We start from the raw sequence: 26251 nt of genomic DNA on the forward strand, positions 1-26251 counted from the left end.
GCGGCAAACGTTTTCAGTATGAACATATGGGGCGAAGATCGCCACCCCCGTGCCGGGGGCGGCGGGCCGCTTACGATGAGGAGCATGGCCAAGTGGACCCCCAAGTACGAGGCGCCCGAACCCCTGGAGGGGCCGGTCGTCGCCACCGTGACCGGCGGCACGATCATCTGGTTCGCCCTCTTCCTGGTGCAGGTCCCCTTCTACGGCTGGTTCGCCGACCGGGACCTCGCCTGGTGGGTGTGGACCTGCCTCGCGGGCGCGGGACTGGGCCTGTTCGGGATCTGGTACGTGCGCAGGCGCGACGCCGCGATCAGGCGTGCCGCCGCCGGGCGCGCCGCCTCCGGGGACGGGTCCCGCCCCGCCGTCTGACCCGGCGCCCGCGCCCGTTCCCCGCTCCCGTGGAGGCCGGCGCCCGCGCCCGTTCCCCCGTTCCGGCCCGGTGCCGGGCCGGTGCCGGGCCGCGGCCCCGTACCCGTCCTCCCGCCGCGGCGTCCGCCCGCCGGCCGGTCGGCCCGGCGTCCGCCCCCGCCCGCCGGCCCTCCGGGCGCCCCGCCCGCACGCCCGCCGACCCGGTGTCCGCCCGTCAGTCGAACCAGCGGTCCCGCGCCAGCTCCTCCGTCCTCGACGGGTCCTCCAGCAGCGCCGCCACCTCGAACCGGCGCGGCCACTGCCCCGCCGCCCAGGCCAGCCCCGCCGCCACGCCCTCCAGCGTCGCCGCGTGCAGCGTCCCGTCCGGCGTGATCCGCCAGTCCAGCTCCACCCCGCCGGCCACCAGCTCCCCGTGCTCCACGTACGTCGCCGGGGTCGCCGGACCCAGCAGCGCGTGCACCGGCGCCGGGACCTCGTGCTCCTCGCCCTCGGTCGTCACCTCCGCCGCCACGACCTCGCCCAGCCGCCGCACCTGCAGCAGCTCCGCCAGGTCCGCCGCCCGCCCCGGTGCCACCGGCAGCAGCGGCCGCCCGCCCGCCAGCGGCAGCAGGTCCGGCGCGTCCGCGATCACCGCGTCCGCCGCGTCGACCACCCGCACCTCGCCGTCCACCACGGCCCGCAGCTCGTCCGGGAGCGTCACCTGCTCCGGGTCCAGCCCCGCCAGCGCCGAGTACAGCCCGTGCAGCTGCGCGGCCGTCACCTCCCGGCCGGGGTCCGCGAGCCGGCCCAGCAGCTCCGCCGCGCCGCCCGGCTCGTCCAGCAGGGCCGCCACCGACGTGCGGACGCCCAGGGCGCGCAGCACCTGCGCGTCGTCGAAGCCCGTCGTGTCCACCGGCTCGTACAGGCCCTCCAGCAGCGGGTCGGCGCCCGCCGCGCGCAGGCCCGCCGGGCGGCGTCCGTCCAGCACCGGGTGGTCGCGCAGCCACCACGCCGTGTAGGAGCGGACCGTCTCCGTCGTCCCGTCCGGCAGCAGCACCCGCACCGGCTGGGTCAGCGCGTCCCGCAGCGGTGGGCGGGACAGCAGCGCCAGCGCGCGCGGCCACGCGTCGTCGTCGACCAGGTCCAGGTCCCGCACGGCGACGATCTCCGCGGCGACCGGCGGCAGGGCGGTCCGCCCCCACCCCCCGTCACCGCCGCCGCGCGGCGGCGACTCCAGCCGGTCCAGCACGTCCTCGCACCACACGTCGACGGCGTCCAGCAGGCCCACGTCGTCCGGCTCGGCGTAGTCGGAGTCGCGGGGCTCCAGCTCGTCCGGGTCGAGCACCACGTCCGACGCCCGTACCAGCGCGAAGTCGGCCAGCACCCCGCACGCCGCGAGCGGCTGCCCGCCCCAGCGGGCCGCCAGCTCCTCGTCGCACAGCGCCAGCTCGCCCTCCCGCATCACCGACGCGAACGGGCTTCCCGGCAGCACCAGTTCACCGGCCGGGGCGAGCTCCCCGTCCTCGTCCGGCAGCGCCAGCGCGCCCAGCCACGGCTCGTCGCCCGGCTCCAGGCCCGCGTCCCGCACCAGCGCGAGGACGGCCTCCGCCAGCTCCTCGGCGTCCACGCCGTCCTCGTCCCACACCTCGTCCGCGTCCAGCGACGCCGCGACCGCCGCCCGCACCTGCGGGGTCGTCAGCACCGCGCGCGGGGTCGCCGGGAGGGCGCCCAGCTTCTCCAGGACCGGGTGCGCCGCGTCCGGGTGGGCGATCCTCAGCCCGAGCCGGGCCAGGTCCGCCGGGGTGTCCGGCAACGGCAGCAGGACCTGCCGGGGGCCGGTCGCCGTCCGGCCGTCCACCAGCGGCACGGGCAGGCCGGTCAGCCGGTCCGGGGCGACGCCCGCCAGCGAGTCGTACAGCCGGCGCCACCACTGCGGGGCCCGCTCCACGCCCGCCAGCCGGTCGATCGCGTCGCCCAGCGACAGCCGCGCCACCCCCAGCGCCCGCAGCTCGGAGCGCCGCTCCAGGCCGGCGGGAAGCAGTGTCGGCAGCACCTCCGCCAGCACCCGCACGGTGTCCGCGCCGGCGCCCTCGACGACCTCCGCCTCGAACGGGCGCAGCGCCGTCAGCTCCTCGGACGGCGCCGCCGGGGCGAGGAAGGGGACGCGGGGGAGCAGCTCCAGGACCGCCCCGCGGATCGCGCCGTCCAGGACGCCCTTGCCGAGCGGGCCGGGCACCAGGTCGATCGTGCCGGTCGACACGGGCCGCCACGCGGCGAGGAGTTCGGCGTACGCCTCGGCGGCGCGGGCCACCGTGAAGTCGGTGAGGGGGCCGGGCGCGGGGTGGCGGCGCGTGGAGTCCAGCGGGAACGACGCGATGAGCAGCGCCGGTACGGTCAGCGGCTCGTCGGTCGGCGTCGGCGCGTGCACGACGGGCGCCGTGTCCGGGCGGACGGGTGCGCCCTCCGCGTCGACCGGGACGGCCCAGGTGACCGACCATTGCGGGCGCAGCCGCTCCTCGACGGGGCGGTCCTCCAGCAGCTCGGGCGGGGTCGCCCCGGTGCGGGTGGCGGTCCGCCAGCGGGTGGTGCCGCGCACGGAGTCCTCGACGACCGTGTACTCCCCGTCCCGGCCGCGGGTGAGGGTGCGCGTGCCGGAGGGGGTCTCCACGACGATCTCCACGAGCCCCGCCAGGGTGAGCAGGAGCGCGTCCCCCACCCCGGCGAGGAGCCGCTCCACCAGGTCCACGGCCGCCGCGTCGCGCAGCGGGAGGACGACCACCGTGTCGTAGCCGGCGGGCGGGGCGCCCTCGGCGGGCAGCGGCAGGCGCAGCAGCGGCACGTGGCCGTCGCGGCGGCGCAGTTCGTCGCCGAGGCCGGGGCTGACCCTCGCCGCCTCGGCGGCCATGTCGCGGGCCTCCGCGAGGGACCAGCGCACGCCGCCGTACCGGCCGATGACCGCCGGCTCGTCGCTCACCGCGAGGACCGCGGCGAAACCGACGCCGAACCGGCCGACCGCCCCCTCGTGGCCCTCCCGCTTCGCCGAGGCGCGGAGCGTGGACAGCGACTCGACGCCCGTCGCGTCCAGCGGCGCGCCCGTGTTGGCCGCGGCGAGCACGGCCGGGCCGTCCGCGCCGGCCGGGTGCAGGGTGAGCCGGAGGCGGCCCGGCACGCCGGCGCGGGCGGCGGCGTCGGCGGCGTTCTGCGCCAGCTCCACCACCAGCCGGTCGCGGTAGCCGCCGAGGCTCAGCTCCTCCTCGGCGTTGGCGTCCTCCCGGAAGCGCGCGGGTCCGGCGCCCCACGCGTCGAGCACTCCGCGCCGCAGCCGCGCGGTCCCGAACGGGTCGGCGCCCTCGCCCGCCGCCGTCGCCCTCACGCTCACGATGTGCTCCGCTCTCCTCGACGTACGAAACGGTCTGCGGCCGAAGGTACCGCGCACTCCTCCGCCACCCTGAACGAGCAGGTGGGGAGGGGCGTGCGGGGTCCCCGGGAGGTCGCCGGAACCTCCCGGGGACCACCGGCGGCCCCGGGAAGGCCGCACGTCCGCCCGCGCGGGGGCGGACGTGCGGCCGCCGGGGCCGGGAAGGGGGCCGGGGGTGGAACGGGGGCCGGGCGGAGCCCGAACGGCCGTCGGGGCCGTGTGCCCCCCGGCGGGAACCCGTCACGCACGAGCGCCTCCCGTCCTCCCCCGGCGCCCGCCGCGCACGCCGAGGGGCCGCGCCGTGACACCACGGCGCGGCCCCCGGGGCGTACGCGGTCGGGTACGCGGTCGGCACGTACGGCCGGCCCGGATGACCGGACCCGACGGTCGAACCGCGCGGTCGGACCCGGACGGCCGGGCCGCGCGGCCGGACCGCGCGGCCGGCGCGGGCGGGCTACGAGTGGCCCAGGTCCTCCGACGCGGGGTCCGGGACCACCGGGACCGAGCCGGGGGACGGCGTCGGGTGGAGGGGGAAGGCGTCCGCCGCCATCGAGTCCAGCACGGGCTCCGCGGGGCGCGGAGGCTTCGGCATGACGGCCGCCTCCGAGTGCCCGCCGCACCCGTAGTCCAGCGACACGACCCGTCCGTCCGCGGGCGAGAACTCGTTCGCGCACACCCCGAAGGCCTGCCCCAGCGACCCGCCGACCGCCATCAGGAAACCGCAGGACACGCAGGACGCCGGCGCCGCCTGGGCCATCGGGGTCTTCGCCCCGTACGCCTCCTCCCAGCGGTCCGCCGCCATGTGCAGCCCGTACCGGGACAGCACCCGGGCGCGCCGCATCCCGAGCTCCTCCGCGACGGCCGCGATCGCGCCCCGCGACGGTGTGCGCGACACGAACTCGGCGTCCTCGGCCTCGGCCCGGTCCGTCAGCTCCTCCGACACCGCGGAGTCCGGCGGCGGCTCGTCCTCACCGGCGTACCCCGGCTCCAGCCTCGGGTCGTCCGCCTCGGTCGGCAGCAGGTCGCCCGGCCCCATGTCGCCGGGGCGCAGCCGCTCGCTCCACGGCACCCACTCGGGCGCGAGCAGCGCGTCCGGGCCGGGCAGCAGGACCGTCTCGTCGAGTGTGACGTTCTTCGCGCGCGACGCCCGGGCGACCGTCACCGCCCAGCGCCAGCCCCGGTACCCGGGCTCGGCGCACTCGAAGAGGTGCGTGACGACCCGGTCGCCCTCGGCCACCGCCCCCACGTGCGCGCCGACGACGCCCGGCGCCGCCGCCTCTTCGGCCGCCTCCCGTGCGAGGTCCACCGCCTCGGCGCACAGGCGGTCCAGGGCGGGGGCACGCCGGGCACGGCTTCGCGTCGTCGCAGCACTCACAGGTTCGCTTCTCTCCTACGCCGTCTTGACGGTGCACCGGCCGACGCGCGACTGCACGGGCGGCGGACGGAGCGGACCGGAGGACCGCATCGACGTCCGCGCCCGACGTGCTCGGGCACACCTCACGTCACCCATTCTGCGGGATGCCGAAGAAGCACGCGGCCGAGACCTTTTCCGTCGGTGGCGCGTTACGCACGCTACCCCTTCCGCAGCCCGCCGCCCACACGGCCGCCCCAAGTGACCCTCCGCGAACGGGGGCGGTGGGGCACTATGACGACGTGGCATCCGCGCGGTGGTCCCGGAAACCGTCGCAGCGCGCCGACCGGTACGGACGCGCTGGGCGGGTCCGCGCGGCGGCCCGGCACCTCGGCCGCGCCGCCCGCCTGCCGTTCGCCTCCACCGCCCGGGGCGTCCGCCGCGTCACCCGCGCCCAGGGCGCCGGGGAGTCCGGCCTGGGCGAACTGATCGAACTGCACGCCGTGAACGGCGCGGGCGACGTGATGATCACCGTGGCCCTCGCCGCGACGGTGTTCTTCTCCGTGCCGACCGACGAGGCGCGCGGCCGCGTCGCCCTGTACCTCGCCGTCACGCTCGCCCCGTTCACGCTCCTCGCCCCCGTCGTCGGCCCGCTCCTCGACCGCGTGCCGCACGGCCGGCGCGCGGCGATGGCGGGCGCCATGCTCGCCCGCGTGCTCCTCGCGCTCGCCCTGTCGGGCGCGGTCGCCACGGGCGGCCTGGAGCTGTACCCGGCGGCGCTCGGCGTGCTCGTCGCCTCCAAGGCGTACGGCGTGGTCCGCTCCGCCGTCGTCCCGCGGCTGCTGCCGCCCCGCTTCTCGCTGGTGAAGGCGAACTCCCGGGTCACCCTCGCGGGACTCCTCGCCACCGGCGCGGCCGCGCCCGTCGCGGTCGGGCTGCACCGGATCGGGCCGGAGTGGCCGCTGTACGGGGCGTGCGCGCTGTTCGCGGCGGGCGCCTTCCTGGCGTTCACGCTGCCGCACGGGGTGGACTCCGCCAAGGGCGAGCGCAAGGCGCACATCCTCACCCACGGCGAGCGCAGGCCCGGCCTGCGCACCGTCGGCCCGGCCGTCCTGCACGCCCTCCAGGCCAACGCGGCCCTGCGGGCGCTCTCCGGGTTCCTCATCTTCTTCCTGGCGTTCCTGCTGCGGGTCCACCCGATCGGCGGGCAGAGCGCCGCCGTCTCCCTCGCCGCCGTCGGCGTGGCGGCCGGCGCGGGCAACGCCTGCGGCACGGCGGTCGGCGCCTGGCTCAGGGACCGCGCCCCCGAGGCGATCATCGCCACGATGCTGGCGCTGGTGCTGACCGTGACGATCCTGACGGCGGTCTTCTTCGGCGGGCCGCTCGTCGTCCTGCTGGGCGCCGTCGCGGGGCTGGCACAGGCCCTGTCGAAGCTGTCCCTCGACGCCCTGATCCAGCGGGACGTGCCCGAGTCCGTCCGCACGTCCGCGTTCGCCCGCTCCGAGACGCTGCTGCAGGCGGCGTGGGTGGCCGGCGGCGCCGCCGGCATCGTCCTGCCGCTGGACGGCACGCTCGGGACGGCCGCGGCGGCGGCCGTCCTCGCCGCCGGGTCCGCCGTCGCCGGCCGCGGTCTCCTCCACGCGGCGCGGGACGGCGGACGGGCGCCCCGGGGGGCCGCGCACGGCACGGGACCCCGGGCGCGCCGGGTGAGCGTGCGCGCGTCGCGCGAGCCCCCCATGCGCCCGCGGCGGCCGAGACCGATACCCTTCGGCCCATGACCGTTGCGTTCTTCTCCGGAAAGGCCCGCCGGGCCGGCGTCGCCCTGGGTGCCGTCTCCGCCGGCCTGATCGTCCTCTCCGCCTGCGGCTGGTCCAAGCCGACACCGATCGCGACCGTGACGGTCGGCTCCGACTCCTACAACACCGAGGCGGCCGAGAGCTGCTACGACGAGGGCGGCCTGAAGGAGTCCCGCGTCCAGGAGTGCCTCAGCGCCAAGGGCGGCAAGCCCGTCGAGGTGTCCGTGGACGACCGGATCCGCTTCGGCGTCGACCCGGAGATCGCCGAGAACGGCTGGACGATCTTCCTGGACGGCGAGCGCGCCGAGCAGGAGCCGTACACGAAGACGTACCGGACGATCAGCGCCAGCTCGTTCTTCGCCGGTCCGGCGATGGGCGGCCAGTCGCCCTCCAGCATCCGCGTGGCGATCCTGGAGACGGACACGAAGACGAAGAAGGCCATCGGCGTCTACCGCTTCCTCCTCAAGAAGGTGTGACCCTGCGCGTCCTGGTGGTGACCGCCGTGGCGGCGGAGGCGCACTCCGCCGCCGGCGGACTCGTCGGCTGCGCCGCCCGCTCCTCCCGGCCGCTGCCGAGCGGCCACACCGTGACGAGCCACCTGCTCACCGGCCACACCCTGGCCCGGCTGACCGGGTCCGCCGCGTCCGCCGTGGACGTCCTCGCGGCCGGTGCCGGGCCCGCCGCCGCGGCGGTCGGCACCGCGACCGCGCTGGCCACCGCCCCCTACCCGTACGACCTGGTGATCAGCGCCGGGATCGGCGGCGGCTTCGCGCCGCGCGCCCCGCTGGGGTCCCTCGTCGTCTCCGACCGCATCGTCGCCGCCGACCTGGGCGCCGACACCCCCGACGGCTACCTGCCGGTGGAGGAGCTGGGCTTCGGCCGCTCCGTCCACACCCCGCCCGCCGCGCTGACCGCCCGCATCGCGCGGGCCGTGCGCGACACCGGCCGGCCCTGCCTCGTCGCGCCCGTCCTGACCGTCTCCACCGTCACCGGCACCGCCGCCCGCACCGCCGAGCTGGCCGCCCGGCACCCGCGGGCCGGGGCGGAGTCCATGGAGGGCTTCGGCGTCGCGGAGGCGGCCGCCGCGCACGGCGTGCCGGCCGTCGAGATCCGCGCCGTCTCCAACACCGTCGGTCCCCGCGACCGCGCCGCCTGGCGGATCGGCGGGGCGCTGGACGCCCTGCGGTCGGCGTTCGGGCCGCTCAGCACCCGCGTCTTCAGAGAGGAGTGAGGGCCAGTGGCGACGCGCATCGCGTACTCCCCCTGCCCGAACGACACGTTCGTCTTCCACGCGTGGGCGCACGGGCTGGTGCCCGGCGCGCCCGAGCTGGACGTCACCTTCGCCGACATCGACGTCACCAACGGCATGGCCGAACGCGGCGAGCTGGACGTCCTGAAAGTGTCGTACGCCGTGCTGCCGTGGGTCCTCGACGAGTACGCCCTGCTGCCGTGCGGCGGTGCGCTCGGACGCGGCTGCGGACCGCTGGTCCTCACCCGCGAGCCCGGAGCCGACCTGTCGAGCGGGACCGTCGCCGTGCCGGGCGAGCGGTCGACGGCGTACCTGCTGTTCCGGCTCTGGGCCGCGCAGGCCGTGCCCGGCGGGGTCGGAGAGGTCGTGGTGATGCCCTTCCACGAGATCATGCCCGCGGTGCGGGACGGGAAGGTCGACGCGGGGCTCGTCATCCACGAGGCGCGGTTCACCTACCGGGACTACGGGCTGCACCGCCTCGCCGACATGGGCGAGCACTGGGAGGCCGCGACCGGGCACCCGATCCCGCTGGGCGCGATCGTCGCGAGGCGGTCGCTGGGCGAGGAGGCGCTGCGGGGGCTCGCGGACGCGGCGCGGGAGTCGGTGCGGCGGGCGTGGGCGTCGCCGTCGGCGCCGCTGCCGTACGTGCGGGCGCACGCGCAGGAGATGGACCCCGGGGTGGTGGAGCGCCACATCGGGCTGTACGTGAACGCGTACACGGAGGACCTGGGCCCCGACGGGTACGAGGCGGTCCGCACGCTGCTGGCCCGCGCGGCCGCCCACGGCCTGGTGCCCGCGGTCCGCGCGGAGGCCCTGGCCTTCCCGTAGGACCGGCCCGCGGGACGGCGCGCCCGCCCCGCAGGACGGCGAGCCCCGCAGGACGGCGTGTCCTGCGGGGCGGTGTGTCCTGAGGGCGGTGCGGCGCCGCGGGGCGGGTGCGCGGCGCCGGGGGATCAGACGTCGAGCTGGTCGGCCACCGCGCGCAGCAGTCCGGCGATCTTCCCGCCGTGCGCCTTGTCGGGGTAGCGCCCCCGCTCCAGCATCGGCGTGATGTTCTCCAGCAGCGTCGTCAGGTCCTGCACGATCGACGCCAGCTCGTCCGGCTTCCGCCGCTGCGCCGCCGCCACCGAGGGGGCCGGTTCGAGGATCGTCACCGACAGCGCCTGGTCGCCCCGCTGCCCGGCGACCACGCCGAACTCCACGCGCTGGCCCGGCTTCAGGCCGTCGACCCCGGCGGGGAGCACCGACGAGTGCACGAAGACGTCGCCGCCGTCGTCGCGGGAGAGGAAGCCGAAGCCCTTCTCGTTGTTGAACCACTTGACCTTGCCGGTAGGCACGTCCTCGTCCTCGTCCTCGTACTCGATGGGTCCGCGATGAGCGGCTCAAGGCGTTAAGGCTAATGGTCCCGGTTCCCGTGGCAAGACGTCACCGGGTGGTTCCCCCGGCGGGGAACTACCCTGGCCGGATGCACAGTGAAACCAACGCGAGCGACACCCTGCCGGGGGACGGCCTCATCCGCGTCGGGGGGATCCTCTTCGTCATCGGGGCGATCGCCACGCTCGTCACCGTCGCCCCGCTCTTCCTGGGGACGGAGCCGTTTCCCACGATCGTGTACCTCGTGGCGATGCTGATGGGCGTCGGCTTCCTCGTCGCCGCCGCCGGAGTCCTCCGCTCCATCGCGGCCCAGCGGCGTCAGGCCCGGGAGAGCGCGCCCCCCGCGTAGGTCGCCCACCACGCCGGGAACGCCGTCAGGTCGGCCAGGACGACGTCCGCGCCGGCCTCGCGCAGGGCCTCCTCGCCGTACGGCCCCGTCGCCACCGACACGGCCAGCGCGCCGGCCGCGCGGGCGCCGCGTATGTCGCCCAGGTGGTCCCCGACGTACACGCTGGCGCCGTGCTCCCGCAGCGCCTCCGCCTTCGCCTCGGCCCAGAGCCACCCGATCACCGCGTCGGGCTCCATGCCGAGGTGCCGCAGGTGCAGTTCGGCGTGCGGCTCGTTCTTCGCCGTGACCACGACGGTCCGCCCGCCGGTCTCGCGAACGGCTTGGATCGCCTCCCTCGCACCGGGCAGCGCGAGGGTCGGCTCGATGGCGTACGCGGGGTAGATCTCCCGGTACGCGGCGGCCATCTCCGCCACCCGCTCCTCCGGGAACCAGTTGGCGAGTTCGTGCTCGAGCGGCGGGCCGAGGCGGGAGACCACCAGATCGGCGTCGATCCACACCCCGGTGCGCGCCGAGAACTCCCGGTACGCCGCGTGGATGCCGGGACGGGAGTCGATCAGGGTCATGTCGAGGTCGAACCCGACGGTGAGAGGCATGGGGGCATTGTGCCCCGAGCCGGCAGACGCGTGCTGTCCACACTCGGCCTCGCCCGACCGGCCCCGGCCGGTTTTCGTCCCCGTGTCCCGGGCGGACTCCACCCGCGCGTCCCGTGCCCTTCGACCGCCCGCCGCCGGGCGTTCCCGCCGGGCCTTCCGCCGGGCCGGCCGGCCCGGTCCCGTGCCGGTCCGCCCGGTGCCGCGTCGGCCCGGCCGGACCGCGTGGTCGGTGCCCGTCCCGCCACCCGCCCGGCGCCGTGCCCTCCGCGGTCGGCGGGGCGCCGCGGCGCCCGCGGCCCTCAGCCGAGCTGCTCCGGGAGCGGGGCGGAGTGCAGGACGCTCAGGCCCGACACGGCGCGGGTCAGCGCCACGTACAGGCGGCGCAGGCCCGTGCGGTCGTCCGGCTCCGCGGCCACCACCGCCGCCGGCTCGTCGAGGACCACGTAGTCGTACTCCAGGCCCTTCGCCAGGGACGCCGGCACCAGCGTCAGCCGCACGTCCGGCGTCGTCTCGTCACCCGGCGACAGGAACGGCACCCCGGCCTCCCGCAGCGCCCCCGCCAGGGCCGCGACGCGCGGGTCGGCGGCGATCAGGCCGGTGGAACCCTCCTCGCGGAGGAACGCCGCGCAGGCGGCGACGGCCTCCGCGTCCCGCCGGCCGGCCTCTACCGCCCGCACCTCCAGCGACCCCCGGTTCTCCCGCACCGACCGGACCGCCGCCAGGCCCGGCGCGATGTGCGGGAGCAGGCGCGACGCGTACGCGATCACGTCGCCCGGCACGCGGAAGCCGGCCGTCAGCTCCTCCACCACCGCGTCCGGCTTGCCCAGGTGCGCCAGGGCCTCCGCCCAGCTCCGCGTCGCCCACGGCGTGGTGCCCTGCGCCAGGTCGCCCAGGACCGTCGCCGAGCCGGTCGAGCAGCGCCGCCCCACCGCCCGGTACTGCATGGGCGACAGGTCCTGCGCCTCGTCCAGCACCACGTGGCCCAGCGAGGGGGTGCGGGCCACCAGGTCCGCCGCCTCGTCGACCAGGACCGCGTCGGCGGGCGACCACCGCGCGGACTTGACGCTCCTGGGAGGCTTCGCCCACAGGATCGCCTTCTGCTCGTCCTCGTCCAGGACGCCGTGCGCGTGCTCGGCGAGGAACTCCGGGTCCGACAGCAGCCGCAGCACCAGCTTCGACGGGTCGACCGGCGGCCAGATCGCCTTGACGGCGGCCTTCACCGCCGCGTTCCGCGCCACCTGCTCCTGCACCCGGTCGTCCGGCGCCTCCCCGGCGGCCTCCATCCGCACCAGCACCGCGTGCGCGATGCGCTGCGGCAGCGCCTCGCGCGCCGCGCCGTACCGCATGTCGCGCGCCAGCAGTTCCACGACGATCTCCTCCACCTCGTACGCGGGGATCCGCCACCGCCGCGACCCGCGCACCACCACGACGGGCTCCGTCGGCGGCGTCACGTGCGACCGCAGCGCCCGGCGCAGCACCTCGGCCATCCGCGCGTCGCCCTTCACCGCGGCCGCCGCCGGGTCGTCGGCGCCCCGCACCTCGACGTGCGCGCCGACCAGGTCGTCGACGGTGGCCTGCCGCACCTCCAGCTCGCCGAGGGCGGGCAGCACCTGCTCGATGTACCGGAGGAACGACCGGTTCGGCCCGACCACCAGCGTGCCGGTGCGGGCCAGCCGCTCCCGGTGCGCGTACAGCAGGTACGCCACCCGGTGCAGGCCCACCGCTGTCTTGCCGGTCCCGGGCCCGCCCTGCACGCACACCGTCCCCGACAGGCCGCCGCGGACGATCTCGTCCTGCTCGGGCTGGATCGTCGCCACGATGTCCCGCATGGGCCCGACGCGCGGCCGTTCGATCTCCCGCTGGAGCAGGCGGCTGACCGTCTCCGTCTCCGCCTCGGCCGGGTCGGTGAGGTGCTCGTCCTCGTACGCGGTGAGGTCGCCGCCCGTGTAGCCGAAGCGGCGCCGCAGCCGCACGTCCTGCGGGTCGCGCCGGGACGCCCGGTAGAACGGCTGCGACACGGGGGCGCGCCAGTCGATCACCATCGGGTCGCCGTGGCCGTCGTGGACGTGCCGCCGCCCGATGTAGAACCGCTGGCCCTCCTGCACGGTGGGCAGGTAGTCGAGCCGCCCGAAGAACAGGGGGGTGTGGGCGAGGTCGGCGAGCGCCTTGACGCGCTCCTCGATCTGCCGCTCCAGGACGGCGGCGTTGACCCAGTTGGCGGTGACGTCGCGGATGTCCAGCGCCTCGACGTCCTCCCGCATGGCCCGCAGCGCGGCGCGGGACGCGGCGAGGTGGGCCCGCTCGCGGTCGAGGGGGTCCGGGGTGGTTTCGGGCATGGCGGTGCCTCCGGCGCAGGTGCGGAACGGGTCGATGACGGCCGTCCGGTTTCCGACCGGAGGGCGGCGCTCCCGACGGGGAGGCGGGCGAGCGGGAGATTGTAGTGAGGGTGAGGGGATGGGCGCGAACGGTTTTCCGGAAGGGGCCGGGTGTTCGGACGCCCTGCCCCTTCCGCAATCTCCCCGGACGGAGGGGCCGCCACGCCGCGCCCCCGGTCACCGCCGTCCTCCCGAGTACCCGAACCCGCACCGCACCGCCGGTCGGAGACGGGGGCGGACGGTCAGAGCGGTGGCGGGTGCTCCACGGAGCGGTGGAGGTGCCGACGCCCGGCAGTGCTCCGAAGGCCGAGCGCTGTTCGCCGTCCCGGCGGCGCTGGACCGACCCCAGTCCACGGCGTCCCGCACCCGGACCGGCACGCGTCAGCCGCCACTCCTTGTTCGAGGTCGTACGACCCGTAGGGGAACCCGTATGCCCGGAGTCGTATGCGGGCGGGGTGCGGGTTCAGTCCGCCGGGCGATGTCCCCCGATGGCCTGGAACCCACCATGGAGACATGAGTGCAACGACCTTCACCTCCACGGCCGGTGCGTCCCGCACCCCGCAGGCGCCCGGTGCCGCGACGCGCCCCGCCTCCCGGCTCGGCGGCGCGCTGCGCGCGGTACGGGTCTTCGCGACCGCGGCGTTCGGCGTCGTGGTCCTCGGCGACTACGACGCGGACGCGGCGGGCGTTCGGCGCCACTGACCCGACGGGCGCCGACCGCCTGGAGGGACGCCCTAGAGGGCGGCTGGCCCGGGACCCGCTCACACCCAGGTGTGGAGAGGCGCCCCACTCGGCCGGGACCGGGCGGGGCGCCTCGCTCGGGCCGTGGCTCAGCCGTGCAGCCTGGCGAGTTCCACCAAGCCGGTGAAGGCGTGACGGCCGAGGGTCAGCCGGGGGCCGTCGGGGTTCTTGCTGTCGCGGACCAGGAACTCACCCGTCGCGCGCGCGTGGCCGGGCGCCCATTCGAGGCACTGGCCCCCGTCGCCGCCGCTGTAGGTGCTCTTGACCCATTGCAGGGGCTGAGGGGTGGACGTGCTGTTCATGTGGCGTGGTCCTCCGTGATCTGGCGAAGCAGGGTCAGCGACGCGTCCTCCGACAGCGCCGCCATGCGGAGCCGGTCGAACATACCGACGGCTCTCGTGACCACGCTAGAGGTGTCGTCCACCTGACCACCATGTGTGGCGCTCTCGGTGTAGACGGCATGGGGCGTCCCGCCCGACGAGAGCAGCGTGAACGGCAGATGACTGGGAGCCGCACCAGCCGAGTACGGCAGCACCTGGACCGTGATGTGCGGTGACGTCATATGCGCGGCCAGGTGTTCCAACTGTCCGACCATGACGGCCGGGCCACCGACGCGGGTGCGTAGAACCGCCTCATGGACTACGACCCATAGGAGCGGGGGTTCCTGGCGGTCCATGACCGCTTGACGTCGCATGCGTAGTTCCACGCGTTCTTTGAGGACGTCCTCCGGCTCACGAGGGTGAGCGGCACGGAAGACCGCCGTGGCGTACTCCTGCGTCTGCAACAACCCCATGAGGAACGTGCACGAGTAGTCCGTGATGCCACTCGCGGACTCCTCCAGGGTGATGTACGGCACGAACCACTCCGGGTGCCCCTGCTTGCTCAGTCTGGCCCGGAGGCGCGCGTACACGCCCGGTGTCCCCGCCACCCGGTCCATGGCCTCCGCGAAGGCCGCGGAGGCGAGCACGGCGCCGTTCTCCACCTTGCTGACCTGTGCCTGCCGGTAGTGCAGCCGGTCCGCGAACTTCTCCTGGGAGAGCCCGAGGGCCTCCCGCAGCGCCCTGGTCTCCTCGCCGAAGTACGCGGCGCCGTTCGCGGGTCCCCGGGCCTGGTCGGCGGCTTCGCTCACCTGTTCAACTCCCTCGCATTCCAGCTGCGTTGGCATGGCTCCAGACCTGGCGAGCGTATGCACTCGCCCGTCATCGTGTGAGCGGAAGGTCACGCGGAGCACGCGGACGAGCGACCAACGGTGTACGGAGCGGCAGGCATGGCGAGGACGGGCCGACAGCGGCGAACGGACGACAGGGTGCGGGAGGCCGAGCGGGCGTGCGGGGAGCTGGGCGAGGCGCTGGAGGCGGCCGGGGTGCGCCTGCCGTCCCTCGGGCTGGACCCCGTCTCGTGCGCGGGTTCCGCCCCGCTCGGGCTGATCGAGCTGGGGCGCTGCAACGTGGAGACGGCCCGCGCGCTCGCCGCCGCGCTCCGGTCGCGGACGGCAGGAGGCACCTCGTGATGTTTACCCCGGCCGTGGAGCGCCCGTGGCGCGACGCGTGGCCGCTGGCCGCGCGGTCGGGCGACGGGAACCCGTGGACCACGGGAGTGTGCTGGCTGTTCTGCCGCCGCACCGGTGTGGCCGTGCTGTGGGTGGGATCGGTGACGACGCCGGGCGCGACGGGCGACGTCTACGCGTGCGGCCCGTGCCTCGCCGAGCTGGACCACATGGTCCGCGCCCAGGCGCACGACCGGGAGAGGGACGGGGAGAGGGACGGGGACCACGGCGACCGGACTGCGCGGGCCGCCGGGCTCACCGTACGCGCGCACGTACCCCCGTCGCCCCCGTCGCCCCCGCCGTCCCCGCTGCCGTCGCCCTCCGTGAGCAGGTCCGGCACGTGCGAGCACCGGCGGACCGAGCACCGCGTCGGGAAGACGTACTGCCGTGGCTGCGGACGGCAGCTCTACCTGTGAGCACCACCCTCGGGACCTCGCCCCGGCCGGATCGTTCCGGGGCGGGCTCACGCCCCGTTCAGCAGTTCGCCCGCGTCCATGATCCGGTACGCGTAGCCCTGCTCCGCCAGGAACCGCTGCCGGTGCGCGGCGAAGTCCTGGTCGATCGTGTCGCGTGCGACCACGGAGTAGAAGTGCGCCTGGTGGCCGTCGGACTTGGGCCGCAGCACCCGCCCCAGCCGCTGCGCCTCCTCCTGGCGGGACCCGAACGTCCCCGACACCTGGATCGCGACCGTCGCCTCCGGCAGGTCGATGGAGAAGTTCGCGACCTTCGAGACGACCAGCACGCCGATCTCCCCGTTCCGGAACGCCTCGAACAGCTTCTCCCGCTGCGCGTTCGGCGTCTCGCCCTTGATGACGGGTGCCCCGAGGTGCTCGCCGAGCTCGTCCAGCTGGTCGATGTACTGCCCGATGACGAGGATCTGCTGCCCCGCGAACTTCCGGACGATCGCCTCGGTCACCCGCCGCTTCGTGTCCGTCGTCGCGCAGAACCGGTACTTCTCCTCCGCCTCCGCCGTGGCGTACGCGAGCCGTTCCGACTCGGTCAGGTCGACGCGGACCTCCACGCAGTCGGCGGGCGCGATGTACCCCTGCGCCTCGATCTCCTTCCACGGGGCGTCGAACCGCTTCGGCCCGATGAGGGAGAACACGTCCGACTCGCGGCCGTCCTCCCGCACCAGCGTCGCCGTCAGGCCGAGGCGCCGCCGGGCCTGGAGGTCGGCGGTGAACTTGAACACCGGCGCGGGCAGCAGGTGCACCTCGTCGTAGACGATGAGGCCCCAGTCCCGGGAGTCGAACAGCTCCAGGTGCGGGTAGACGCCCTTCCGCCTGGTCGTCAGCACCTGGTACGTGGCGATGGTCACCGGGCGGATCTCCTTGCGGGTTCCGCTGTACTCGCCGATCTCGTCCTCGGTGAGCGAGGTCCGCTTCACCAGTTCGTGCTTCCACTGCCGGGCGGAGACGGTGTTGGTGACGAGGATCAGCGTCGTCGCCTTCGCCATCGCCATGGCGCCCGCGCCGACCAGCGTCTTGCCCGCGCCGCACGGCAGCACCACGACGCCCGAACCGCCGTGCCAGAACCCCTCGACGGCCTGCCGCTGGTACGGGCGCAGCGCCCAGCCCGACTCGTCCAGGTCGATGCGGTGCGCCTCGCCGTCCACGTACCCGGCGAGGTCCTCGGCGGGCCAGCCCAGCTTCAGGAGGGTCTGCTTGATCTGGCCGCGCTCGGAGGGGTGGACGGCGACCGTGTCCGGGTCGATGCGCTCCCCGACCAGCGGCTTGATCCGCTTCGACCGCAGCACCTCCTCCAGGACGGGCCGGTCGGTGGTGGCGAGGACCAGGCCGTGCACGGGGTGCTTGTGGAGGGTGAGCCGCCCGTACCGGGCCATCGTCTCGGCCACGTCGACGAGCAGCGCGTGCGGCACCGGGTACCGGGAGAACTCGACCAGCGCGTCGACGACCTGCTCCGCGTCGTGCCCGGCGGCCCGTGCGTTCCACAGGCCGAGCGGGGTCACGCGGTAGGTGTGGATGTGCTCGGGCGCCCGCTCCAGCTCCGCGAAGGGCGCGACGGCGCGGCGGCAGGCGTCGGCCCGCTCGTGGTCGACCTCGAGCAGGAGCGTCTTGTCGCTCTGAACGATCAGCGGTCCGTGCACGCCTCACCCTTTCCGTACGGCCTCGGGACGCGGCCAGCTCTCCAGTCTGCCGCATCGCTCCCGGAAGGGATGCCGCTCAGGGGCGGGGAGCGCGGGGGCCCCGGGCGCGGCCGGTCACTCCTCCGCCAGCTCCGCGACGCCCGTGATGCGGTGCAGGGGGAAGGTGCGCACCCCGTCGGCCGTGTGGTCGTAGGCGGTGACGTGGCCGCCCTCGACGCGGACCGGTGCGATGACGTGCTGGCTGGCGGCGCCGTCGGCGTTGACGTAGCCGATCCAGACCGCCGAGCCGGTCAGCGCGGCGGCCTGGACGGTGGCCAGGGTCTCGGCGGGGGAGGTGCGCGGCGGGGGGCCGCCGGCGCGGGCGTCCGCCGTCCCCGGCTCCTTGCGGGGGACGGTGGCGGCGAGGTCCCCGGCGCGGATGGCGCGGACGGCCGCTTCGAGCAGGGCGTCGTCGGGTGACGGCGGGCCGTCCGGGACGGGGACGGGCGGGGTGCGCGGCGGGGTGCGGTGGGCGCGGGCGCGGGTGACCAGCACGTCGCCCCCGGCGGACTCGGCGGCCGGGGCGAACCCCATGGACCGCAGTCCCTCCAGCAGGGCCGCCGGGTCGGCGCCGGCGGCCAGGACGGTCGGGGCGAGACGGCGCAGGCCCAGGGAGGCAGACCGCCGGTCGGCGAGGATCTCCCCGAGGACGGCGTCGTCGTCGCAGCGGACGTACGAGGAGGCGGCGCCCACCCGGAGGTGGCCGTGGCGACGGGCCACGTCGTCGACCAGGTACGCCAGCGGCTGCGGCACGGGCGTGCGGGAGTGCGCCGCGAGGAAGGCGTGGAGGTCGGCGGCGGTCCGCCCGGCGTCCAGCGCACGGCGCACGGAGGCGGGCGTGAAGCGGTACACGGTCGCGCCGCCCTTGGACTCGACGTCCGCGAGGACCGCCAGGGCGTCGGCGAGGGGACGGCGCAGCGGACCGGGGGCGACGGCGGTCAGGTCGGCCTGGAGCAGGACGTGGTCGACCGGTTCGGGCAGCAGCGGCGCCAGCAGCGCGACGGCGGCGTCCTCGCCGACCCCCTCCGCCGGGGCGCGGTCGTGCGCGGGCTCCGCCGGGGCGCGGCCGTGTGCGGACTCCACCAGGGCGCGGCCGTGTGCGGAGAGGGCGCCCCGGCCGGTGACGCCGAGCAGTTCGGCCTCGGCGAGCGCCCAGGTGGCGAGGCGGGCGCGCAGGTCGGTGCCGCCGCCGCGCAGGGGCCGCTCCCAGCGCAGCCGGGCCAGCACGGCCTCCGGTTCCGGTGCGGCGCCCGGCGGCAGCGCGGCGAGCAGTTCCAGTACCCGGCGGCGGACCTCGGGGGCGGCGCCCCGGTCCAGGTCGGGGCCGAGTGCGGACAGGGTGCGGCCCTTGGCGTCCTGGCCGCCGACCAGGCCCGGTGTGCGGGTGGCGGCGAGCCAGGCGGCGGCGAGGCGGACCCAGCGGCGGGGGGCCGGCAGGTCGAGCCACTCGTCGTACGCGGGGGTCGGCGCGTACCGCTCTTCGGCGGCGCCGTCCGGGGCGAGCAGCCCGGAGGCGTACAGCAGCTCCAGCCAGAACGCGGCGACCGGTTCGGTCACGCCGAGGAGGGCGGCGGTCCGCTTCAGGTCGCGGACGGACAGGCCGCCGGCGCGCAGGACGGCGGGCCCGCCCTCGTCCCACTGCTTCAGCAGGTCCTCGGCGGTGGCGAGCGCCGTGTACGCCTGGCCGGCCGCCGTGGTGTCCACCACCCGCGGAGGGTGTTCGCGGGCCGCCTCCACGGCCGGCGGCACCGGTTCCGGCGCGCGGTGCGCCCGCCCGGCCCGCAGGTGCAGCGCCACCTCGCGGGGGAGCGCGACGGTGCGGGCGGTGGTCGGCAGGAGCAGGCCGCGGTCGCGGAGCCAGCGCACCGGCGGCGTCGGGTTGGCGGTCACCTCGCCGTACGGCGGCCCCCACACGAGCCGGTCCAGTACGCCGAGGGCGTCCGCCGGGGCCTCGTCGAGGAGGGCGTCCATCCGGGGGCGGTCGGTGAACAGGCCGGTCAGCGCGGCGACCGCCGAGACGGAGTCGTGGGTGGTGGGCAGTCCCAGGGTCCGGAGGATCTCCTGGAGGCGGCCCGGTGACATCCCGGCGGTGGCCTCGGCGACGGTCGGGCCGAGGCCGGTGGGGGAGGGGTGCCGCGGGGACGGGGCGAGTACCTCGCGCGCGGTGCGCACCAGCCGGAGCCGGTCGTCGCCGCCCCACACGAGGGCCCGGTCGCGCAGGGCGCCGACGGCGGCCGGCAGCGCGGCCTCGACGGCCGGGTCGCCGCCGTCGCCGGCCATGAGCCGGAGCAGCACCGGGTACGGCGCCGGGTCGGGCGCCACGGCCAGCGCCTCGGCGGTCTGGAGGGTGAACCGGTCCAGCCGTTCCAGGGCGCGGACGACGGAGGTCCGGGTGCCGGCCCTGGTCGCGAGCTGGGTCAGGTCGTTCGGTACGGGGACGAGCAGGTCGGGCCGGGCGCGCAGCAGCACCGCCAGTCCTCCGTCGCCCCGGGCCCGCAGCGCCTCCGCGAGGGTGCGGGGCGCCGCCGTACCGCCGTGGTCCTCGGGCACGTGCGCCTCCCACTCGGTCTCGCCGGTCGCCATCCGCACCACGTTAGCCCCATGCCGCCCGTCCCAGGCGCTAACGTCGGGGCGTCGGCCAGGTGGCGGGCGGCATGGAGGGGCGCGGTGGGCATCGAGAGCGACCAGCTGGTCTTCGACTACCTGAGCAGGGTCGGGGACCTGGCCCAGCAGCGGAAGCTGCCGTCGAAGGCGCGGATGGGCCTGGTGGCGTCGCTGCGCGACGAGATCGCCCGGCAGCGGAAGGACGGCGGCGGCGCGGACAGCCCGGCCGCGGTCCGCCGCATCCTGGCCCGCCTGGGCACGCCGGACGCGGTGGTGTCGGCGGTGGAGGACGGCGGGCCGGCCGTGCCGGGCCAGCGCGCCGCCGAGGACCCGGAGCCGCGGGGGGCGGAGGACTGGGGGGCCGAGGTCTGGGAGGCGGAGGCCAGAGGAGCCGTGACCCGGGAGGCGGAGGCCCGGGACCCGGAGGGTCGGGGACCGGAGGGACTGGGCGCGGAGGGTCGGGGACCGGAGGGACTGGGCGCGGAGGAGGACCCGGAGGCCCGGGGTCCGGGGTCCCGGAAGGCGGGGGCCCGGGGCGCGGAGAGGGATCCGGGGCCCCGGGGCGCGGAGGTCCGGGATGCGGAGGTCCGGGGGTCCGGGTTCCGGGACCCGGAGGAAGACGCGGGGTCCCGAGATTCGGGGGAGGCCCGCGGTCCGGGATCCCGGGGGAGGGGCGGAGGTCCCGGGGGGCCCGGGCAGGCGGCGGAACCGGACTGGTGGAGCGTGGTGCCCGGGTTCACGGGCGGGGTGGAGGTCCCGGAGCTGCTGGCGCCGCCCGAGCCCGCGCAGGACCCGGCCGAGGCCCCGGAGGCGAAGGCGGGGAAGCCCCCGGGCCGGGGCCTGCGCGGGCTCCTCCGCCGGAGAGGAGGGGGCCGGTCGGAGGCGGTGGGGACGGCGGCGGCCCCGGCGGCCCCGGCGGCCGGTTCGGGCGCGGTACGGGGACGGCGGTTCCCCCTCCGCGGGCGGAAGGCGGCCCCCGCCCCGGCCGCCGCCCCCGCGCGGGGGCTCGGCGACCCGGTGCTGCTGCTGGCGGCGGGGTGCCTGGTGGTCGGTACGGTCACCGGCTCGTGGGTCGCGCTGGCGGCGGGCTGGCTCCTGGCGTACACGACGCGCCGCCTCAGCCGGGGCGAGGCGAAGTGGGGCGTGCTGGGCCTGCCGGGCGCGATGGCGGCGGGCGCCGCGGCCTGGCTGTGGGGCCGCCTGGACGGCCGCTGGGGGAGCCGCTCGCGCCGGACGGCCCGGCCCTGACGCAGGCCCTGCGGGAGGCCTGGCCGTGGACGCTGCGTGCGGCGGCCCTGGCGACGGCCGCGTACCTGGTCTGGCGGGCCCGCCGCCGCTGACCCACGGGGGCGCCGGGGCCCCGGCCGCCGGGCCCCCGGGGCGGACGCCGGTGCGCGGTCCGTACGGGCGGGCCGCCCCGCCCCGAGGCGGCGGCCTGCGGCGGCTGCCCGGGGCGGAGGACTGGGGCGGAGACCTGGGGCGCGTCGGGTGTGTCGGGTGTGTTGGGCGCGTCGGGCGTGTCGGGGTGGTGTCCGCGGGCCGTCGTTCCCCGGCCGGGTCGGGGCGTTCAGCGAGCGGACGGCGACGCGGTCCCGGGGGTGCGAAAAACCGCAAAGACTCCTTCGCAAAGAGGCTTTCGCAAAGAATTCTTTGTGGTCTAGTGTGCGCGGGATGACCCAGGAACCGAAGGGGCCGGACGGCCCGCACGGCGAAGAGGACTCCGTCGTACTGGACGCCAAGGGGCTGCGCGCCATGGCGCATCCGGTACGCGTACAACTGGTCGGGCTGCTGCGGAAGCACGGGCCGTCGACGGCCACCCGCCTCGCCGAGCGGCTGGGCGTGAACTCCGGGACGGCCAGTTACCACCTGCGCCAGCTCGGCGCGGCCGGCTTCGTCGAGGAGGACGCGGAACGCGGCAACGCGCGGGAACGCTGGTGGCGTGCGGTGCACCGGACGACCGAGCTCAACGACCGGGGCCTGGCCGACCGGGAGCCCGAGGCCACCCTGGCCTTCCTGCAGTCCGTCGCCACCGCCTACACCCTGCGCACCCAGCAGACGCTGAACGAGCTGCAGACGATGCCCCGCGCGTGGCGGGACACCCTCGACATGAGCGACTGGCTCCTGCGGCTCACGCCCGAGGAGGCCGTCGCCCTGCGCCGGGAGCTGAGAGACGTGATCGCCCGCTACCGCAGGGACACCCCCGAGGCGGCGGCGACCGCCCCGGAGGGGGCCGAGCGGGTGGGCCTCGTCGTCCACCTCCTGCCGGAACCGGACGCACCCGCCCGGCCGGAGGCGCGCTCCGGCCCCGAGGCCGCGGCAGGGACGGAGGCGTCGTGACGGGGCGTGACCCGGGTGCCGACGGCGCGCCCGGGAAGCGGTCCTTACGGCCCCTGGGAGGGGTGCTCGCGGCCATGGCCGTGTCGCTGGCCGGTACGCGGGTGTCGGCCGTGGCGCTGCCCTGGTTCGTGCTCGTCACGACCGGCAGCGCCACCCGGACCGGACTGGTCGCCTTCTGCGAGATGGCCCCCTACGTGGTGGTCAAGGCGCTCAGCGGGCCGCTGGTGGACCGGATCGGCCCGCGGGCCGTCTCCTGGACCACCGACCTGGCGAGTGCGGGCGCGGCCGCCGCGATCCCCCTGCTCCACGCCCTGGACCTGCTCTCCTTCCCGCTCCTGCTGGCCCTGGTCGTACTGATCGGCGCGGCCCGCGGCCCCGGCGACCTGGCCAAGGAGGTCATGGTGCCGGAGGCGGCCGAGCGCGGCCGGGTGCCGCTGGAGCGGGCCGCCGGCCTGTCCGGGGTGGTCGAGCGGCTCGCCTCCACCGCCGGCCCGGTGGCCGGTGGCTCCCTGGTGGCACTGCTCGGCCCGCTGACGGGACTCGCCGTCAACGCGGGCTGCTTCGCGCTCGGTTCGGTGATCATCGCGTTCGCGCTGCCCCGCGGCACGGGGCGGGCCGTCGAGGAGGCGCCACCGCGGCCCGGAGAGGCGGGGGCGGGCTACTGGCGGCGGTTCGCGGAGGGCTTCGCCTTCCTGCGCGGCGACCCGCTGCTGCTGACGGTCATCGTCATGGTGGGGATCACCAACCTGCTGGACGCGGCGTTCGCCGCGGTGCTCGTGCCCGTCTGGGCCGAGGAGTCCGGCGGCGGGCCGGTCGCGATCGGCCTGATGGGCGGCGCCATGGGGGCCGCGGCGGTCGCGGGAAGCCTGATCGCCGCGGCGGCCGCGCACCGGCTGCGGCGCCGGGTGGTGTTCTTCGCCGGCTTCCTGCTGGCCGGCGCGCCGAGGTTCCTGGTCCTCGCCTCCGACGCCCCGCTGGGGACGGTACTGGCGGTGTTCGCGGTCAGCGGGTTCGGCGCGGGTTTCGTCAACCCGATCCTGGGGGCCGTCTTCTTCGAGCGGGTCCCGCGCCGGATGCTGGGCCGGGTCAAGGCGCTCGGCGCCTCGCTCGCCTGGTGCGGCATCCCCTTCGGCGGGCTGATCGCCGGGGCGGCGGTGACCACGGCCGGGCTGCTGCCGGTGCTGCTCGCCTGCGGGGCCGCGTACTTCCTCACCACGAGTCTGGCCGCAGTGCGCCCGGAGTGGCGCGCGATGGACGGCGCGGGCGGACCGGAGGGACCGGACGGACCGGGCGGACCGGGCGGACCGGAGCCGGGTGCCGGTGAAGGCGTCTCGCGGAAGGACGCCAGCACCGCGGCGTGACCCCCGCCGGAGGCGGACCGTACGACGGTTCCCCGCACACCTTCCGGGCGGCGGTTCCTCCCGCGTTCTTCGAACGGAGGCCGCTCCCGTGCCTTCCTGGCGGCGGTTCCTCCCGTACTTCCGGGCGGCGGCCGTCCCCGCGGTCCTCGGGCGGGGTCAGCCGCCCGCCAGGGAGAGCAGGAAACGGGTCTCCGCGTCGTCCCGCCGCGCGCGGACCGCGGGGAGCGCGCTGAGGACGGCCAGGGCCCGGCACCAGCCCCGTAGCCGCTCGGAGGACAGACCGGGCACCGACGCCGCCAGTTCCCCGATCCTCTCCTCCAGCACGGGAAGGGCCGTGGCTCCCCCGAGCGCCCAGTCCACCGCGTCGAAGTCGGGGTCGCCCCACGCGGGCCGCGGGTCGATCGCCACCAGGCGGGCGCCCGGACCGGACAGCACGTTGGCCGGGTGGAGGTCGCCGTGCACCAGCCCCACGGGTCCGCCGGCCGCGAGTTCCAGGGCCGCGGCCCTGGACCGGCCGAGCACCGCCGGGCCGACCGGGTGGCCCGTGCCGGCCGCCGCCAGGCGCCGCCCGGCCAGGTCGAAGAGGAGACCGACCCGGTGCGACAGGGGCCGCACCGCCGTGAGCTCCCCCGGCGCGGGAGAGGCGGCCCGCAGGTCCCGCAGCAGCGCCGCCACCTCGGGCAGCCGCGAGGAGGCCCCTCTCACCGGCACTCCCGGCGCCACGTCCTCCAGCAGCAGGGCCCCGGCCCGCGGCTCGTACGCCAGCAGGGCGACGACCGAGGACGTACCCGACCAGGCGCACAGGGCCTCGGCCTCCTCGCGGGCGATGGCCGGCTCCGGCGTGAGCTTCAGCCACACCGGGGCGCCGGTGTCCCGCCGCAGGCAGCGGAAGACCCGCGAGGTGCCCCCGCCGCCCGCCTCGACCGGATCCAGGTGCCAGCGGTCGGCGAGTTCGCCGACGAGAGCCGGCAGCGCGTCGCACCAGGCGAGGGCCTGGGCCCCGAACCGGGCGACGAGCCGGTCCCGGATCTCCGGAGCGACGACGGCGGACTCCCCCAACTCCCCTCCCACGGCTGTTCGACGGCCCCCTGCCGCATCTTAGGAGGACGACCGGGGCGGTCCCTGCGCGCCGGAGGACGACCGGGGCGCCCATGCCCCTTCCGCCGCCACGAAGCACCCGGGGAGGCCGGGGCACCCGAAGGACCCGAAGTGCCGGAGGTGCCCGAAGCGCCTGAGACGAGCCGCCCCACCGAACCGCCCCGCCGAACCGCCCCGTCTGTCCGGCCATGCCGTCCGCCTGCCCGGCCCGGCCGCCCCGCACCACCCCGCCGGACCGTCCCGCCCGGTCCGGCCCCGGCGGGCGGCTGCCTGCGGGCCGTGCCGGGCCGGGACCGACATCGGTGTCGACCCCGGCCCCGGGCCCCGCCCCGGTGTCGGGGCCGACGCCGCCGCCGTCCCACGTCACGGCAACACCCTGTCCACCGTGGGACACGGAGGGGGAGCGGGCGGGCACCCCCTGCCGCGGCGGAGGACGAGACGGCCGGCCCCGTGGCCGCGTCCGGCACCGCCGAGGCGGAGCCGGCGGCCGGCGGTATGACCTGAGCCGCCCTCCCGCGCCGCGCGCGTCGAGAGGAAGCCCAGCCGCATGGGCGGCGTCGAGACCACCGCCGACCGCGCCGTCGGGAAGGCGAAGGTACGCCACCGGGGCGCCGGCGTCCCCGTGGAGGGCCCCGTCACCGCCGTCGAGGCCACCGGTGCGCGGCCCGGCCGCCCGCCGTGCGGACACGGGAGGAGCCCGGGAAGAGGCTCCCGACGGCGGAACGGTCCAGGAGTCCGGGGAGAAAGGGGCCTCCGCCAGGCGGGAAACGGTCCGGAAGCCGGGAGGGGCCCTCCGGCGGCGGCACGGTCCGGAAGCCGGGAGGGGGTTCTCCGACGGGGGAACGGGTCTGGAGAATGGCCCCCATGACCGCCCCGCCGACCCCGCACCCCGCCCACGGCGAACTGCGCCGCCGCTGGGCGCGGACCGTCCACCACGCACGGGACGGGCGCCCCGCCGACCCCGGCGCCCCGCCGGACGACCGGTACGCCGACGACCTCCTGTGCCGCTGGGCCGAGCCGCAGCGCCGCTACCACACCACCGACCACCTCCTCGCCGTCCTGCGCCGCGTCGACGACCTCGCCGGTCACGCCGGGGACCCCTCCGCCGTACAGCTCGCCGCCTGGTTCCACGACGCGGTGTACCTGCCCGACCGGGACACCAACGAGGAGCGCAGCGCCCGGCTCGCCGAACGGGCCCTGCCCGAACTGGGGGTGGACCCGGCCCGCACGGCGGAGGTCGCCCGGCTCGTCCGGCTCACCGCCACCCACGACCCGGCGCCCGGCGACCGCGACGGGGAGGTGCTGTGCGACGCGGACCTGGCCGTGCTCGCCGGTGGGTCGGAGGAGTACGAGGCGTACGCGGCGGCCGTGCGCGAGGAGTACGGGTTCGTACCCGACGACGCCTACCGGGAGGGCCGCGCCGCCGTCCTCGGGCAGCTCCTCGCCCTGCCGCGCCTGTTCCGCACCCCCTACGGCGCCGAGCGCTGGGAGGACGCCGCACGCCGCAACGCGACCGCCGAACTGGAGCGGCTGGGCGGCCGGAACGCGTCGCGGGGGTAGACCTC

General features: G+C 76.7%; 23 protein-coding genes. 13 read left to right on the forward strand and 10 right to left on the reverse strand.

Annotated features, from left to right (window positions below):
- The first annotated feature begins 84 nt into the window (after positions 1–84).
- Entirely contained in the window at positions 85–369 is a 285-nt protein-coding gene (locus tag LUW75_RS14030) for a DUF2530 domain-containing protein (RefSeq protein ID WP_250335906.1), read from the forward strand.
- 214 nt (positions 370–583) lie between these two features.
- Here the strand turns inward: LUW75_RS14030 and LUW75_RS14035 are convergent, their stop codons facing one another.
- Together LUW75_RS14035 and LUW75_RS14040 are read right to left on the reverse strand one after the other, a co-directional pair.
- Positions 584–3727 carry a sacsin N-terminal ATP-binding-like domain-containing protein gene (locus LUW75_RS14035; RefSeq protein ID WP_250335907.1) on the reverse strand — a complete coding sequence of 1048 codons (3144 nt, stop codon included), beginning with the start codon at positions 3725–3727 and terminating at the stop codon, positions 584–586.
- A gap of 493 nt (positions 3728–4220) precedes the next feature.
- The gene (locus LUW75_RS14040; protein ID WP_250335908.1) at positions 4221–5141 is read right to left on the reverse strand and encodes a DUF3027 domain-containing protein; all 921 of its coding nucleotides are present in this window, start codon (positions 5139–5141) and stop codon (positions 4221–4223) included.
- 278 nt (positions 5142–5419) lie between these two features.
- Between LUW75_RS14040 and LUW75_RS14045 the strand changes: the two genes are divergently transcribed.
- Genes LUW75_RS14045 through LUW75_RS14060 form a run of 4 tightly spaced genes read left to right on the forward strand, consistent with a single transcriptional unit; the run spans position 5420 to position 8990 of the window.
- Positions 5420–6895 (forward strand): MFS transporter, encoded by a 1476-nt coding sequence (locus tag LUW75_RS14045; RefSeq protein ID WP_250335909.1) that lies wholly within the window; start codon positions 5420–5422, stop codon positions 6893–6895.
- Positions 6892–7389 carry a DUF2771 domain-containing protein gene (locus tag LUW75_RS14050; protein WP_250335910.1) on the forward strand — a complete coding sequence of 166 codons (498 nt, stop codon included), beginning with the start codon at positions 6892–6894 and terminating at the stop codon, positions 7387–7389. Before LUW75_RS14045 ends, LUW75_RS14050 begins: the two co-directional genes overlap by 4 nt.
- On the forward strand, positions 7386–8144 hold the full coding sequence (locus LUW75_RS14055) for a futalosine hydrolase (protein WP_462933733.1): 759 nt from the start codon (positions 7386–7388) through the stop codon (positions 8142–8144). Before LUW75_RS14050 ends, LUW75_RS14055 begins: the two co-directional genes overlap by 4 nt.
- A 6-nt stretch (positions 8145–8150) precedes the next feature.
- Positions 8151–8990: a 1,4-dihydroxy-6-naphthoate synthase gene (locus LUW75_RS14060; protein ID WP_250335911.1), complete on the forward strand. Its 840-nt coding sequence runs from the start codon at positions 8151–8153 to the stop codon at positions 8988–8990.
- Between the two features lie 125 nt (positions 8991–9115).
- Here LUW75_RS14060 and LUW75_RS24335 read toward each other — a convergent pair whose 3' ends face one another.
- Positions 9116–9499 carry a cold-shock protein gene (locus LUW75_RS24335; RefSeq protein WP_168439385.1) on the reverse strand — a complete coding sequence of 128 codons (384 nt, stop codon included), beginning with the start codon at positions 9497–9499 and terminating at the stop codon, positions 9116–9118.
- A gap of 128 nt (positions 9500–9627) precedes the next feature.
- Here LUW75_RS24335 and LUW75_RS14070 point away from each other — a divergent pair, with 128 nt between their 5' ends.
- Complete coding sequence (locus LUW75_RS14070; protein WP_250335912.1) at positions 9628–9885, forward strand: hypothetical protein; 258 nt, start codon at positions 9628–9630, stop codon at positions 9883–9885.
- On the opposite strand, the gene LUW75_RS14075 is transcribed toward LUW75_RS14070, so the two are convergent.
- Both LUW75_RS14075 and LUW75_RS14080 read right to left on the reverse strand, forming a co-directional pair.
- Positions 9855–10478 carry an HAD family hydrolase gene (locus LUW75_RS14075; protein ID WP_250335913.1) on the reverse strand — a complete coding sequence of 208 codons (624 nt, stop codon included), beginning with the start codon at positions 10476–10478 and terminating at the stop codon, positions 9855–9857. The genes LUW75_RS14070 and LUW75_RS14075 overlap by 31 nt on opposite strands.
- 299 nt (positions 10479–10777) lie before the next feature.
- Complete coding sequence (locus LUW75_RS14080) at positions 10778–12814, reverse strand: HelD family protein (RefSeq protein ID WP_250335914.1); 2037 nt, start codon at positions 12812–12814, stop codon at positions 10778–10780.
- Between the two features lie 552 nt (positions 12815–13366).
- Between LUW75_RS14080 and LUW75_RS14085 the strand changes: the two genes are divergently transcribed.
- Entirely contained in the window at positions 13367–13555 is a 189-nt protein-coding gene (locus LUW75_RS14085) for a hypothetical protein (RefSeq protein ID WP_250335915.1), read from the forward strand.
- A gap of 128 nt (positions 13556–13683) precedes the next feature.
- Here the strand turns inward: LUW75_RS14085 and LUW75_RS14090 are convergent, their stop codons facing one another.
- Positions 13684–13896 (reverse strand): DUF397 domain-containing protein, encoded by a 213-nt coding sequence (locus tag LUW75_RS14090; protein WP_250335916.1) that lies wholly within the window; start codon positions 13894–13896, stop codon positions 13684–13686.
- Entirely contained in the window at positions 13893–14723 is an 831-nt protein-coding gene (locus LUW75_RS14095) for a helix-turn-helix domain-containing protein (protein WP_250335917.1), read from the reverse strand. Before LUW75_RS14095 ends, LUW75_RS14090 begins: the two co-directional genes overlap by 4 nt.
- A 138-nt stretch (positions 14724–14861) precedes the next feature.
- Here LUW75_RS14095 and LUW75_RS14100 point away from each other — a divergent pair, with 138 nt between their 5' ends.
- Both LUW75_RS14100 and LUW75_RS14105 read left to right on the forward strand, forming a co-directional pair.
- The gene (locus tag LUW75_RS14100) at positions 14862–15104 is read left to right on the forward strand and encodes a hypothetical protein (RefSeq protein WP_250335918.1); all 243 of its coding nucleotides are present in this window, start codon (positions 14862–14864) and stop codon (positions 15102–15104) included.
- Positions 15104–15556 (forward strand): hypothetical protein, encoded by a 453-nt coding sequence (locus LUW75_RS14105; RefSeq protein ID WP_250335919.1) that lies wholly within the window; start codon positions 15104–15106, stop codon positions 15554–15556. Before LUW75_RS14100 ends, LUW75_RS14105 begins: the two co-directional genes overlap by 1 nt.
- A gap of 47 nt (positions 15557–15603) precedes the next feature.
- Here LUW75_RS14105 and LUW75_RS14110 read toward each other — a convergent pair whose 3' ends face one another.
- Entirely contained in the window at positions 15604–17247 is a 1644-nt protein-coding gene (locus LUW75_RS14110) for a DNA repair helicase XPB (RefSeq protein ID WP_250335920.1), read from the reverse strand.
- A gap of 114 nt (positions 17248–17361) precedes the next feature.
- Positions 17362–19869, reverse strand: coding sequence for a helicase-associated domain-containing protein (locus tag LUW75_RS14115; protein WP_250335921.1), 2508 nt, complete (start codon positions 19867–19869; stop codon positions 17362–17364).
- Between the two features lie 84 nt (positions 19870–19953).
- Here LUW75_RS14115 and LUW75_RS14120 point away from each other — a divergent pair, with 84 nt between their 5' ends.
- The 3 genes from LUW75_RS14120 (at position 19954) to LUW75_RS14130 (ending at position 23588) form a co-directional block, all read left to right on the forward strand.
- Complete coding sequence (locus LUW75_RS14120) at positions 19954–21138, forward strand: hypothetical protein (protein ID WP_250335922.1); 1185 nt, start codon at positions 19954–19956, stop codon at positions 21136–21138.
- A gap of 423 nt (positions 21139–21561) precedes the next feature.
- Positions 21562–22227, forward strand: coding sequence for a winged helix-turn-helix domain-containing protein (locus tag LUW75_RS14125; protein WP_250335923.1), 666 nt, complete (start codon positions 21562–21564; stop codon positions 22225–22227).
- The gene (locus tag LUW75_RS14130; protein ID WP_250335924.1) at positions 22224–23588 is read left to right on the forward strand and encodes an MFS transporter; all 1365 of its coding nucleotides are present in this window, start codon (positions 22224–22226) and stop codon (positions 23586–23588) included. The genes LUW75_RS14125 and LUW75_RS14130 overlap by 4 nt, the downstream gene beginning before the upstream one ends.
- A 156-nt stretch (positions 23589–23744) precedes the next feature.
- On the opposite strand, the gene LUW75_RS14135 is transcribed toward LUW75_RS14130, so the two are convergent.
- Positions 23745–24647, reverse strand: a complete 903-nt coding sequence (locus LUW75_RS14135; RefSeq protein ID WP_250335925.1) for an aminoglycoside phosphotransferase family protein — start codon at positions 24645–24647, stop codon at positions 23745–23747.
- 903 nt (positions 24648–25550) lie between these two features.
- Here LUW75_RS14135 and LUW75_RS14140 point away from each other — a divergent pair.
- Positions 25551–26246, forward strand: a complete 696-nt coding sequence (locus LUW75_RS14140; protein WP_250335926.1) for an HD domain-containing protein — start codon at positions 25551–25553, stop codon at positions 26244–26246.
- The last annotated feature ends 5 nt before the right edge of the window (positions 26247–26251 follow it).

This window comes from Streptomyces sp. MRC013 (genome assembly GCF_023614235.1).
Classification (GTDB): domain Bacteria; phylum Actinomycetota; class Actinomycetes; order Streptomycetales; family Streptomycetaceae; genus Streptomyces.

Coding starts and splice junctions, on each gene's coding strand:
- LUW75_RS14030 (WP_250335906.1), top strand. CDS start 85: ATGGCCAAGTGGACCCCCAAGTACGAGGCGCCCGAACCCCTGGAGGGG.
- LUW75_RS14050 (WP_250335910.1), top strand. CDS start 6,892: ATGACCGTTGCGTTCTTCTCCGGAAAGGCCCGCCGGGCCGGCGTCGCC.
- LUW75_RS14070 (WP_250335912.1), top strand. CDS start 9,628: ATGCACAGTGAAACCAACGCGAGCGACACCCTGCCGGGGGACGGCCTC.
- LUW75_RS14075 (WP_250335913.1), bottom strand. CDS start 10,478: ATGCCTCTCACCGTCGGGTTCGACCTCGACATGACCCTGATCGACTCC.
- LUW75_RS14080 (WP_250335914.1), bottom strand. CDS start 12,814: ATGCCCGAAACCACCCCGGACCCCCTCGACCGCGAGCGGGCCCACCTC.
- LUW75_RS14085 (WP_250335915.1), top strand. CDS start 13,367: ATGAGTGCAACGACCTTCACCTCCACGGCCGGTGCGTCCCGCACCCCG.
- LUW75_RS14090 (WP_250335916.1), bottom strand. CDS start 13,896: ATGAACAGCACGTCCACCCCTCAGCCCCTGCAATGGGTCAAGAGCACC.
- LUW75_RS14100 (WP_250335918.1), top strand. CDS start 14,862: ATGGCGAGGACGGGCCGACAGCGGCGAACGGACGACAGGGTGCGGGAG.
- LUW75_RS14105 (WP_250335919.1), top strand. CDS start 15,104: ATGTTTACCCCGGCCGTGGAGCGCCCGTGGCGCGACGCGTGGCCGCTG.
- LUW75_RS14115 (WP_250335921.1), bottom strand. CDS start 19,869: ATGGCGACCGGCGAGACCGAGTGGGAGGCGCACGTGCCCGAGGACCAC.
- LUW75_RS14125 (WP_250335923.1), top strand. CDS start 21,562: ATGACCCAGGAACCGAAGGGGCCGGACGGCCCGCACGGCGAAGAGGAC.
- LUW75_RS14140 (WP_250335926.1), top strand. CDS start 25,551: ATGACCGCCCCGCCGACCCCGCACCCCGCCCACGGCGAACTGCGCCGC.